A 12,638-nucleotide genomic window follows, 5' to 3' on the forward strand; every position below is an offset into this window, starting at 1 on the left:
AGTTGGAGTTGATCCGAACCGGACAGGATATCGGCCGCCGCGACTTGTTCGAGAACCCGACAGCCGCGTTTCGTCCGTCGGCCTACTGGTTCTGGCATTCGATCCCGACAGAGGACGTTTGCCATGCGCAGCTCGCCGATTTCAAACAGAAGGGGATCGGCACGATCCTGATCCAGGCCCGTCTCGCAATGTCGCGCGATGACTACCTGTCGCCGGCCTATCTGGATGCCTATCGTGTTGCGGCTGGGATTGCCGGCAAACTGGGGCTGAAGCTCGGTATCTACGACGATTACAACTGGATCAGCGGTCACGCCGGCGGCCGGACGGTCGCGGACCGCGACGACCTGCGCGAGCGCCACCTGTTCTGGTCGTCCTCGGGAGACGCGCGGGGCGAGATCAGCGGCATCCATCCGCCGTTCACCCGGACGATGGGCGCCGATATCGTCGCGTGGCAGTATGAGGGCAGCGTCGTCGAGTGGTGCGAATGGACCGTCGAGGCTGCGCTGCTGCATCCTTCGGTCGGCATCGACAGCCTCGATCAGGTGGTCGACGTCACGGCGCGGACATCCGTCGTCGAAAGCGACCGAACGTCGTGCACCTACCTGTTCGACGGCGTGCCCGCCGAGGGGCAGATGCTCACGGTGTTCGTCAGCGCCCGGTCGACGACCTCGCGGCTGATCAATTATCTCCTGCCAGAGGCAGCGGAACAATTCACCGAGGTCGGGCTCGACCCGTTGGTCGAGGTGCTTGGTGATCTCGTGCCAGACCCCGTCGGCTTCGTGTTCTACGACCAGCCGGCGGCGGGTTTCTACAAGTGGAGCCAGATCTCCGGTGACCTCGGCAACAGCCTGCTCTATGCGCCGACCCTGCCGGACGCCGTGTCGCGCGGCACGGGAGAGACCTTCGCCAGGGCCCTGCTGGCGCTAGTGCGTGACGTCGGGCCTGAAACCCTGCGGCTGCGCGCCCAATTCTACGCCGCCTACTCGGCCCTGATGAACGAGGCCTTCTCCGGCACGTTGCGCCGATGGGCCGAGGGCAGGAGGATCGTCCTCACCGGGCACGAGATCCTGCCGCATGTCAGTTCCTGGTCGCTGAACGGCGGTTTTACCAGCATCGACCCCAGGGTGGCGCTTGCCGTGGATTTCTTCGGCATCGATGCCTACCGGCACGAGACGGCTGTTGATTGCAACAATTTCGTGGCGCAGCTGGCGCCGAAGCTCGGCGACTCCGTTGCCCGTTCGAATGGTCGCAGCCGATGCGTCGTCGAAACATACGCCAGCGCCGAGCGAACGCCCGTGCGTGCCGCCGGGCAATGGGAACTAACCCTGGAGACGATGCGGGCGCAGGCCATCAGGCTTCACTGCCTCGGGACCCGGCAATTCCTCTGGCACGGCGTCTACCAGACGGACGGCCGCGACAACGATCCGACGCCGTTTTCCAATCCACGTTTCGATTTCGGGCCGGGCATCAATTTCGAACCGTGGTGGAGCTACCACGATCTGTTTGCCGAGGAGACGGCACGGATTTCCGCCTTCATCGAAGGGGCCACGCCCCGCACGCCGGTTGCGATCCTTTATCCTCTTCATACAGGCTTTGCAGAAGGGCCGCGCCACAGCCATGCAACCCATATCGGCGCCTGGTGCGAAGGGCTCTTAGCGGAAGGCTGCGACTTCATGTTCGTCAGCGAGGCCGATTTGGCGACCGCTACGATCGAGAACGGCCGCCTGCGCGCGTCCGGCCTTGTTTTCGATGCTGTCGTTCTGCCGTCCGTCACCGTGCTCGAGACGACGAAGACCTTGCACATGCTCGCCGTCTTCAAGGCGGCGGGTGGTGCTGTCTGGTCTTCAGGCGAGCGGCTCTCCACCGTCTGCGATGGCGCAGCGGGGCGTGCCGTCGGCACGTCGATCCATCTCGAAGGAATGCCCGGCAGAGGCGACATCACCGCTCTGTTGCAGTCGCTTAGGTCATCGGGTCCAGATCTTGCCTGTCATTCCGCGGGCAGACCCTGGCAATGGGTGGGGTATGAGGCCGCTGGTTGGTGGCGGGTCGTGCTGTTCAACGATGGCGCATCGCACCTCATCAGTGAGATTTCCTTCGGCGACGGTTTCGCGTGCGAGGTCTGGTCCGCGACGACGGGAGACGTGGGAAAGGCAACCGTCTTCAGCCACCTGACAGTCGCGCTCGCGCCCCAGGAGGTGCAATGCATTCGACTGGGCGAGACGATGCAGAAGACCACCGGGCAAGGCCATCTCGAGCACCAGCCGCTCCTTGCCGCGGCTCGTGCCATATCGCTTGTCGACGGCTGGAGCTTCGCGCCGGGCCCTGACGCGGGATTCGTGCCGATCTCGGTGGTTGCAGGGTGGGAAACGCAGGGTTTTGCCGGTTTCTCCGGTACCGGCATTTATCGGCTGGCGCTCGAAATCGCCGATGAGGCCGAGTGGGTCCTCGAATTGCCCGAGGTCCACACGGTGGTCGCGGCGCTGCTCGATGGCCGGCAGATCGATCGAAGAGGCTGGCGCCCCTACCGCTTTGCTCTGGGGCGGCTGCTTCCAGGCGTCCATTCGCTGGAACTGCGCGTCGCCAACACGGCCGCAAATCGCTACTACATCAACACGCCTTATCTCGGTGACACCGCCGACAGGAGCGGCTTGTCCGCCGCACCGAAGCTCATCCAGCTGGCAAACTGACCGGAAGTTACAGATCCATGCTACAACATTCGACGATACCCCTGATGCGTGCCTGGAATAGCTGGTCCAACAGGCCGGCCGAAATGGTCTTCCTGCCGCTCGGCGTGCGGATCACACCGGTTCTCTATTCGACCCGCAGCAAGACGACCTCCGCGATCGAGCCGCGACGCGATATGGTTCGCCTCGGCCGTCACACCATCGACGGCTCGCTGATCGAGCTGGAGACCGAGCTCAGCGGCACGACGGTCGCCTTCTCAACGACGAAGACCGACCCCTTCGCCATCCGCGGCAGCTGGAACGGCAAGGTATCGGCCGAGTGGGGACTGCGATTCTGGCTGACGCTGGCAATCTCCTCAGATGGCGGCGAGGTGGTGGTCCATGACGCGGGCCGCAACATCACGCTGCTGAAGGTCGGAACGCGCTTCGTGGCGGTCGCGACCGCCGAGGCGCCGGTGCACGTCACCGGCCATGAGACGATCGAGGCGCTGCGGGCCGACTTCGAGGAAAACGGCTATTTCTATACCGCCACCCGCAGGAGCGAAGCGCCGTTGATTGCCCTGCGTTTCAATCTCGAGATGATGCGCCAGGGCGCCTATGCCGCAGGCGTCGCCGACAGTGCCGAATTGGCGATCGCCAAGGCGCAGACATGCCTTGCCGCCGGCGCGCCAGCTGCGATTGCCGATGCGCAGACCGGCATGTTCGAGGGCGCGCTCGACGCGATGCGTGACGTCGTCGCCTGGAACACCATCTGGGACGAAACCAACGCGCGTTCCTACACGGCGGTCACCCGGATCTGGAACCTCGGGAAATTCGCCGTCTGGTTCAACGACCAGATTTTCGCCGCCCTTCTTGCGGGCGTGTTCGACGCCGATCTGGCGCGCGAGAACATGGCGACCGCGATGGCCGGCGCAACCCCGCAGGGCAATATCGCCTGCATCGTCACCTCCAACGATGCCTGGGTCGATCGCACCCAGCTGCCGTTCGGCGCACTGGTCGTCTGGCAGCTCTACCAGCGGACCGGCGAGCGATCGATGATCCAGGCAAGTTACGAGGCGCTGGTGCGCAATCGGCGCTGGTGGCAAGACAACCGCGATCCTGATGGTACCGGCCTTTTGTCCTGCGGCACCTCCGATGTGGGCGAGGGCCTCTACAAGGGGACGGCCTTTGCCGCGCGCAACGAGACCGGCATGGACAATTCCGCGACCCATGACGAGGCGATCTACGATCCCGTCACCCGGACGCTGTCGACCTTCGATCTCGGCCTTAACTGCGCGGCCGCTCTCGATGCCGAGATGCTTTCGAAAATGGCCGCCGTGCTCGGCAAGCATGACGATGCCCGCGAATTCGCCGCCTTGGCCGAGCGTCACCGGACGCTGATCTCGCAGACGCTCTGGGACGAGAGCCGCGGCATCTTCGCCAATCGCCAGCGGCGCGGCGGTTTCGTGCGCTCGCTGTCGCCGACCAGCTTCTACCCGCTGCTGTGCGGCGCCGCGACGCCGGCGCAGGCGGAGCGTCTGCTCGAGCATCTGAGCGACGAGACGACCTTCGGCGGTGATTTCGTGCTGCCGAACGCAACGCGAGACGATCCGGCCTTCGCCGACAACGTCTACTGGCGCGGCCGCATCTGGCCGAACGTCAACTATATGGTCTGGCTCGGCCTGCGGCGCTACGGCTTCGTGGCGGCGGCGAGCAAGCTGGCAAGCCAGAGCTACGACCTGTTCATGAAGAATTGGCGCGAGCATCGTATCGCCTCCGAAAACTACAATGCCGTCACCGGCGAGGCGATGGACCAAGGTGATACCGATCCATTCTACATCTGGGCCGCCATGCTACCGCTAATGGCTGCCAGTGAGATTGTTGACTTCGATCCGTGGACCGGATGGACGATGCGCCATGCCGGCCGGGATGTGGTGCTCGGACCTATGGTCTCGCCGTCGGGAACGCTCGAGCTGGTCGTCAAGTCCGGAACCCTGGTGATGACATTGAACGGGCGCGCAGCACTGAAGACAGATCTGCACACTACGCTGTCGCGCATCGTCTTCGCCAACGGGCGGGTGGCCTGCACGATTGCTCCGGTCTCCGAGGCAGGTTTCATCGAGTTGCCAGGCTTGGCATTGGGCGATGTTCTTGCCGCCCGTATCAACGGGCAGGACATCAACTATGTGTCGGGCGGCGACGGAATACGCGTCATGATTGCTGAACACGCGGAGGATCGCCGGCTCGACGTCTATTTTTCATCGTCAAGCGCTCACTAAAGCAAGGCAGTGCTTGACAGGTCTCGATTCCTCACAGATAGTTTGTGTACATATAAAATAAAAGACTGATGCTAAAGTCAGAGGGTTGAACGAACAGCTTGCAGGAGATCCGTGGATTCATGCCGGCCGCTCAGTGAAGTGATGTACTATTCTTACAGAAGTGGTGTGCCGCTGCGTCGCAGCGCGCGCTTCATTTCGCCGAGACGTCAGTGCTCCACGGACAATGCTCATCTGCTTTTAGTATGCATACAAATGATTAAGCGCGCTTTAGCACGTTGTTTGTTTTCAAGCTAGCCGATCCGTTGAGGTCGATGACCGCGGGTCATGATGGTCCATAACTGTGTATCTTCAAGAGGGGTGCCACAATGACTGAACTCACCAGACGCAACACAATGAAGTTGATGTCCGCAGCACTGATTGCTGGCGTCAGCATCTCCACCTTGCCGCGCAAAGCCTTTTCGGCCGGATCCATCACGGTCCTCAACTGGCAGGGCTACGGCACCGACGAAGCCTGGTCGCTGAAGGCTTTCACCGAAAAGACGGGCATCACAGTCGTCCATGACTACTACAGCTCGGAATCGGAAATGCTGACCAAGATGCGCACGAATCCGGGCGCCTACGATCTTGTTATCCTCAATGCTGCGCGTTGCGCCCAGGCGGTTGCCGAAGACCTGCTGCAGCCGATCGATTTCAGCAAGGTTCCAAACGCGTCAACAGTCGACGAGACCCTGCGCGCCAACCCGAACTTCAGCAAGGACGGCAAGGGTTATGCCGTTCCGTGGGTCTGGGGCATGACCTCGCTTGCCATCCGTGAAGGCATGACCGTTCCCGACAGTTACGCGGTCCTCGCCGACCCGGCCTATAAGGGCCGTGTTGCCATGGACGACGACGCCATCATCAATGTCGGCGTTGGCGCGCTGATGAGCGGGCAGGACATCAACGATCCCAAGGATCTGGCTGCTGTTACGGCCGCGCTGAAATCGATCAAGCCGAACGTCAAGTTGCTGTGGTCGACGGAAGATCAGTGGAACAAGTCGTTCGCCGCCAAGGAATTCGACCTGTCGCTGTTCTGGTCGGGCGGCTCGGTGCGATCCAAGCGCGTTTCTAAACTTCCGGTTCAGTTCGTAGTGCCTAAGGAAGGCGGCGTCGGTTGGGTCGATGGTCTGGGTGTTCCGGCATCGGCTCCGAATCCAGAAGGTGCTCTTGCCTTCGTCAACTGGATGATCGATCCGATATTCTATGTCGAATGGGCAACCAAGATTGGAGCCCCCGCTTCTTCAAATTCGGCAGCCCTTTCAGCACTTCCTGCCGACGATCTCACCCGCCTGGTACACAAGACCGAATATTTGAAGACCACGTCCTTTGTCTCGGGCATTCCCGACGACCGGCGCGAAGCCTTCAACAATATCTGGCAGGAAGTGAAAGCCTTCTATGCAGAATGATCGTCTGATATCAGCGTCAGAGCGCGGACCTTCGGGTCCGCGCAGCCGGCGCCCACTCCCGCCATGGGTTTCGACGACGGCGCTGCTGCTGCCGACCTATGGGTGGCTGACACTTGCCGTCTTTCTGCCGCTGCTGACCATGTTCGTGTTCAGCTTCATGTCGGCGACACCGATGGGCAAGACCCCGATCGTCTTTACGCTGAAGCAGTACCGCGCGTTCATCGATCAACCCTATCTGGTCGGGATCGGCATCACGTCGCTGCTGATCGGCTTCTGGACGACGCTGTTCTGCGCCGTGCTTGGTTTCCTGGCGGCCGTGGCGCTGGTCCGCTCGACCTTCGGCAAGACGCGCGAGATGTTGTTGATCCTCATTCTCCTGCCATTCTGGACCAACGGTCTTGTGCGCGTCTTTTCGTGGACCATGGTGCTGCGCGAAAACGGCTTTCTCGACAGTCTGCTGCATATGATTGTTCCGGACGCGGGTTCCATCGGCTTTCTCTACACGCGCTATGCCGTGGTGGTTGGTCTTGTTCACGGTTATCTGCCGTACATGATCCTGACCTGCTACATAGCGCTGGTGGCCATCGACGACGCGATCATTGAGGCTGCTTCAAGCCTCGGCGCGCGCTGGTGGACCATCCTGTTCAAGATTTTGATGCCGCTTGCGGCTCCCGGACTGATCTCCGGCGCCGTTTTGATCTTCATTCCGGTCATCGGTTCATTCATGGAACCGCGCATTCTGGGCGGTCGTGTCGGCGTGACCATGGGAACGGTGATCGAGGATCAGTTCACCCAGGCCTTCAACTGGCCTTTGGGCGCATCGTTGTCCTTTACGCTGCTGGCGGTCGTGCTCGCAATTTTCGCAACCTTCTCCGGTGTCCTGCGCCGCGGAACGGTCGCTTGAGGAAGGGATCATGAAAACGCTCGGTCCAATCTATCTCATCGCCATCCTCATCTTCCTCTACACGCCCATTCTCGTGATGATGGCGATGGGGTTCAACGCTTCGCCACTTTACGAACTGCCATTCCATTTCTCGCTGCAATGGTACGACGCGCTCTGGGACAACAGCATCCTTCTGACGGCGGGTCTGAACAGCCTGGTGATCGCGAGTATCACCGCGGTTCTGGCGACGGCTTTGGGTACCATGGCGTCCGTTGCGCTGTCGCGCCGGACCTTTCGCGGCAGAAGTCTCCTGCAACTGATGCTGCTGCCGCCGATTGCCATTCCCTGGCTGATCACCGGCACGGCCATGCTGATCTTCTTTTATTGGACCGGTATCGGGCGCGGCATGCATGCCCTGTTGATCGGCCATGTGGCACTCGCCATCCCCTACGTTGTTCTGGTCGTCGGCACGGGCTTCAAGACAATCCGCGCCGACCTTGAAGAAGCCGCGATGAGCCTTGGTTCGACACCGGTTCACGCCTTCTTCTCGGTGACGCTACCGCTGCTTTATCCGAGCATCCTTGGCGCCGCGCTCTTCGCCTTCGCAGTGTCGCTCGACCAGTTCGTAATTTCCTACTTCCTCGCAACGCCCGGGTACACCACCCTGCCGGTGCAGATCTACTCCTCGATCCGCAAGGGCTTCACCCCTGAAATCAACGCGATCTCCACCGTGCTTCTGCTCGGCTCGATGACGATCATCCTGATTTTTGCGCGCTTCGCCAAGCCCGGAGACACAAGTGACAAACGTTAAAGTCAATTCCGTCGCCAAGACCTACGGCAGCACACCGGTCCTGTCCGATATCACCACCGAATTCCCTGAAGGCTCTTTCACCAGCCTTCTCGGCCCATCCGGCTCCGGCAAGACCACGCTGCTGCGCATCATCGCGGGCTTTATCAAGCCCGACCAGGGCGTCGTCACGATCGGCAACAATGATGTCACCGACATTCCGGTCTGGGGCCGTAACATCGGCATGATGTTCCAGTCCTACGCGCTGTTCCCGCATATGACGATTGCCCAGAACGTCGCCTTCGGTCTCGAACGCCGGGGCATCAAGGGCGCCGCCGCCCGCAAGGAAGTCGACCGCGCGCTGGAAATGGTGCATCTGCCTGGCTTTGCCGATCGCATGCCCAAGCAGCTGTCCGGGGGCCAGCAGCAGCGCGTTGCGCTGGCCCGCGCCATGGTCATCAAGCCGAGCGTGCTGCTCCTCGACGAGCCGCTGTCGGCGCTCGATCGGCGCCTGCGCCAGGAAATGCAGGTCGAACTGCTGCGCATCCAGCGCGAAAGCGGCCTGACGACGATCTTCGTCACCCACGACCAGGAAGAGGCGCTGACGCTGTCCGATAAGGTAGCGATCCTCGACAAGGGCCGCATCGTCCAGATCGGCGAGCCGGAAACCGTCTATGAGAGACCGCTGACGCGCTTTGCCGCCGAATTCCTCGGCGATTCCAACTTCCTCACCGGCACCGTGGAGAACGGCGCTGTGCGTCTCGCCGATGGGACGGTAGTTCAGACCACCGGCACGTTGCCATCAAGCGGCTCGAACGTCACGCTCGCGGTGCGCCCGGAGAAGATGTCGATCGCATCGGGTCCGACGGATGGCAACAGCCTGACGGCGCGCATCACCACCGTCATCTACGCAGGTCCCGTGCTGTCCTATCTGCTGGAGACGGCAGACGGTCTGCCGCTGAAGCTGTTTGCACAGAACCGCGATGGCAAGGTCCTGAGCGATGGCGACACCATCACCCTGACCTGGGCCGCGGAACACACCGTCCCGGTGGCCGACTGATGATGGCACCCGCGCCACTCTCCAGGAATGCGCTGCATGTCGTCATCGACATGCAGCGGCTCTTCGCCGAGCAAACGGCGTGGTATACGCCAGCGATCGAAGGCATCCTTCCCAATGTGGTGGCGCTCAGCAAAGCGCGGCCCGCTGAGACTGTCTTTGCTCGCTTCATGGTGCCCCAAAGTGCCGAAGATGCCACGGGTCGCTGGAAGACCTACTATCGTCGGTGGTCATCGGTGACGCTGGACGAACTCGATGTCGCCATGCTGGATCTGGTGGCGCCGCTTTCGGCGATCGCCGCTCCAGGCTCCATCGTCGACAAAAAGACCTACTCGGTCTTTGGTTCGCCCGGGTTTACTGCGCGCTTGCAAGGATCGGCAACGGACACGCTGATTTTCTCGGGCGTCGAGACCGACGTCTGCGTCTACGCCAGCGTTCTTGATGCGGTCGACGCCGGCTACCGGGTCATCCTCGCCGAGGACGCACTGGCAAGCGGCGACTTGAAGGCGCACGCCATGGTCATCGAGATCCTGGCGCCAAGGCTTTCGGAGCAGATTGAAATTCTAACGACAGAAGCCATTCTGAAATTATGGCGAGAGTAAATTCGGCAGCGCCATTGCCAGTCACCACGACGAACAGGCAGATTTGAGAGATCCTATGGACGTTCCGTTCAAAGACAAAGGCGGCCGACAAAAGACCGCAGCGACCGAAGGGTCCGGCCAGCAGGCACAGTATGCGCTTGGCGAGCAGATCGGCTTCTATCTGCGCCAGGCCAACCAGCGGCACGTGGCGATCTTTGCGAGCCTGATGGCGGAGAAGCTGACCACCACCCAATGGGCGGCGCTCGTCAGGCTGAAGGACCTGCAGCCCTGTTCGCAGGGCAATCTCGGCCGCGAGACCGCCATGGATATGGCGACCATCAAGGGCGTCGTCGATCGACTGGTGAAGCGTGGCCTCGTTCACACCGCCCCCGACTCGACCGACGCGCGCCGGCTGGTGCTGACGCTGACACCGGAAGGCGAGGTGACGGTCGCCCGCAACCTGTCGGTCGCGCTGCAGATCTCGCAGGAAACGCTGAGCACGCTGACGCTTGCTGAGCGGATGATGCTGATGGAACTCCTTCAGAAGATCTGTTGACACACGCCTGATCCGCAGTACCGGAGACCACTCATGTTCCAGCCGAGCGACGCCGAAATTCGAGCGCTTGTCGATCAGATGACGGTGGCCGAAAAGGTCGATCTCCTGAGCGGGCGTGGCCTGTGGAAGACGGCATCAATCAGCAGGCTCGGTGTTCCTTCGATCGTCATGACCGATGGGGCCTATGGGGTGCGCTACTCGACCACCCAGATCGACGCCGGCGATAACGACGAAGACAGTCTGCGGGCGTTCCTCGATCTCGTCGGGCAACAGGGCGACGGATCGGGCGGCATGTTCGGGGCCACCCGTCCAGCCACGTGCTTTCCCAACGGCAATCTGCTCGGCTGTTCCTGGGATATTGACCTTGCCTATCGCATGGGCGCTGCACTGGCGGCCGAGTGCCAGGATTTCGGGGTTCATCTGCTTTTGGGCCCCGGCATCAACATAAGGCGCACGCCGCTGGCCGGGCGGGCTTACGAATATTATTCCGAGGATCCTGTTATCAGCGGCGACATGGCGGCGGCCGTCATCTGCGGATTGCAGGATAACGGCGTCGGCGCCTCGCTCAAGCATTTCGCCTGCAATAATTCCGAAATCGAGCGAACCACGACCAGTTCCGATGTCGATGAACGCGCCCTGCGCGAAATATACTTGGCAGGCTTCGAGCGGGCCATCGAAAAGAGCGCGCCGTGGACCGTGATGAGCGCTTATAATCCGCTGAACGGCATCCAGGCCGCCGAACATCATTGGCTGTTGCGAACCGTGCTGCGCGGTGAATGGGGCTATGACGGGCTTGTCCTGTCAGACTGGCACGCGATCAAGGATCGTGGCGCTGCACTCGATGCCGGCACCGAACTCGACATGCCGGAAAGCAAGCCCCGCAAAGCGCGTCTCCATGCGGCGATCAACGCCGGCGACGTGGCGCCCGAGGTGATCGATGCGGCTTGCGCCAATGTTCTGGCGTTCGTGCGCAAATGCAAGTCGAGCGAGCGGCGCGGCACGCCGGCGGATTTCGAGGCGCATCATGTGCTGGCGCGCGACATCGCGGCGGAATCGATCGTGCTGCTGCGCAATGAGGGCCAGGCGCTGCCGCTCGATCCCGGCGGGCCGGGTGAGCTTCTCATTGTCGGCGACGGCGCCGTCACTCCTGTTATCCAAGGCTCCGGCTCGGCCACCACCAATCCCTATCGCGTCGACAGTCCGTTCGTTCAGATTGCCGCGCGGGCAGGAGACAGCCTGAAGGTCCGGCATCTGCCCTTCTCGCCGGTCGCGCAGCCCGACGTGACGGCGTCGATCGAGGCGATCGTCGAAGCCGCGGAGCGTGCCGATGTAGTTGTCATGTTTGCGGAAAACGAGAAGAGCCGTCACGGCGAGGGCAACGACCGCGACACACTGAAGCTCGCCGCCAGCCACGATGCACTCATCATGGCGTTGTCGGCGACAGGTCGCAAGCTCTTCGTCGTGCTCTCGATGCCAGACACGGTCGAGATGCCGTGGATCGGGGATGTCGACGCCGTCCTGGCCAGTTTCTATGCCGGGCAGGGCGGTGGCGAAGCACTGGCCCGCATCCTGTTTGGCGAGCAGAACCCGTGCGGCAAGCTCTCCGCCAGCATGCCGGTTCGCATGCAGGATATTCCGGGCTGGCACACCTATCCGGGCGAGCATGGCCGGCATGTCTATAGCGAGGGCATTTTCGTCGGTTACCGGTTCTACGATCTGAAGGCGATGACGCCAGCCTTTCCGTTCGGACATGGGCTCAGCTACACCACGTTCGCCTATGAGGATCTCAGGCTCGATACGCACGAGATCACGCCCGGCGCCGGCTGCACCGCCGCCCTTACCATTCGCAACACAGGTACGGTTGCCGGCAAGGAAATCGTGCAACTCTATGTCCGGCCGATTAAGCCGGGTCTCAAACGACCCGTCCGTGAGCTCAAGTCTTTCACCAAGCTTCATCTGGCGCCAGGAGAAGCGAAGAGGGTAACGCTTGGTCTGGCGCAGCGCGATTTCCAGTATTTCGACACGTCGCGTTCGGCTTGGGTTCTCGATGCCGAGGCTTTTGTAATCGAAGCGGCTGCATCCTCCAGAGACATCCGCTTGTCGATCACCTTGCCATGCAGGTCAGAGGCTCCGGCGCTGCCGACGATTTCGGCCAATTCTCCGACAGCGCTTGTCTTTGCCCACCCGAACGCCGAGGCCGCTCTCGTTGGTTTCTTCGTCAGCAGGCTTTCGATCTCCGCTGCCGAAGCCATGGCCCTTCTTGCCAAGACAAAGGGCTCCTTTCTCGGCTTCTACGACACTTTGAGCTGGTATGTAGGAGACAGCGTCAAAGAGGCGGATATTGCCGAAGTCTTTTCAGAACTAAACCAACACTAGATTGAGGCCCGCAG

At 61.6% G+C, this 12,638-nt stretch carries 9 protein-coding genes; all 9 read left to right on the forward strand.

Features of this window, described 5'->3' with window-relative positions; translation table 11 throughout:
• Positions 1–2: 2 nt before the first annotated feature.
• Positions 3–2,687 (forward strand): carbohydrate-binding protein, encoded by a 2,685-nt coding sequence (locus tag AC25BC_RS32905; protein WP_487778595.1) that lies wholly within the window; start codon positions 3–5, stop codon positions 2,685–2,687.
• A gap of 17 nt (positions 2,688–2,704) precedes the next feature.
• On the forward strand, positions 2,705–4,942 hold the full coding sequence (locus AC25BC_RS32910; RefSeq protein ID WP_128439983.1) for an amylo-alpha-1,6-glucosidase: 2,238 nt from the start codon (positions 2,705–2,707) through the stop codon (positions 4,940–4,942).
• Between the two features lie 365 nt (positions 4,943–5,307).
• Entirely contained in the window at positions 5,308–6,384 is a 1,077-nt protein-coding gene (locus AC25BC_RS32915; RefSeq protein WP_003554938.1) for an ABC transporter substrate-binding protein, read from the forward strand.
• Positions 6,374–7,288 (forward strand): ABC transporter permease, encoded by a 915-nt coding sequence (locus AC25BC_RS32920; RefSeq protein WP_113548373.1) that lies wholly within the window; start codon positions 6,374–6,376, stop codon positions 7,286–7,288. The genes AC25BC_RS32915 and AC25BC_RS32920 overlap by 11 nt, the downstream gene beginning before the upstream one ends.
• Positions 7,289–7,298: 10 nt before the next feature.
• On the forward strand, positions 7,299–8,078 hold the full coding sequence (locus tag AC25BC_RS32925) for an ABC transporter permease (protein ID WP_003554934.1): 780 nt from the start codon (positions 7,299–7,301) through the stop codon (positions 8,076–8,078).
• Complete coding sequence (locus AC25BC_RS32930; RefSeq protein WP_113548372.1) at positions 8,065–9,114, forward strand: ABC transporter ATP-binding protein; 1,050 nt, start codon at positions 8,065–8,067, stop codon at positions 9,112–9,114. The genes AC25BC_RS32925 and AC25BC_RS32930 overlap by 14 nt, the downstream gene beginning before the upstream one ends.
• The gene (locus AC25BC_RS32935) at positions 9,114–9,713 is read left to right on the forward strand and encodes a cysteine hydrolase family protein (protein WP_113548371.1); all 600 of its coding nucleotides are present in this window, start codon (positions 9,114–9,116) and stop codon (positions 9,711–9,713) included. The genes AC25BC_RS32930 and AC25BC_RS32935 overlap by 1 nt, the downstream gene beginning before the upstream one ends.
• Positions 9,714–9,768: 55 nt before the next feature.
• A complete protein-coding gene (locus AC25BC_RS32940) occupies positions 9,769–10,248 on the forward strand; it encodes a MarR family winged helix-turn-helix transcriptional regulator (RefSeq protein WP_017997022.1) in 480 nt (159 codons plus the stop codon).
• 33 nt (positions 10,249–10,281) lie between these two features.
• The gene (locus AC25BC_RS32945; RefSeq protein ID WP_128439982.1) at positions 10,282–12,624 is read left to right on the forward strand and encodes a beta-glucosidase family protein; all 2,343 of its coding nucleotides are present in this window, start codon (positions 10,282–10,284) and stop codon (positions 12,622–12,624) included.
• The last annotated feature ends 14 nt before the right edge of the window (positions 12,625–12,638 follow it).

It is taken from the genome of Rhizobium sp. WSM409, assembly GCF_057653825.1.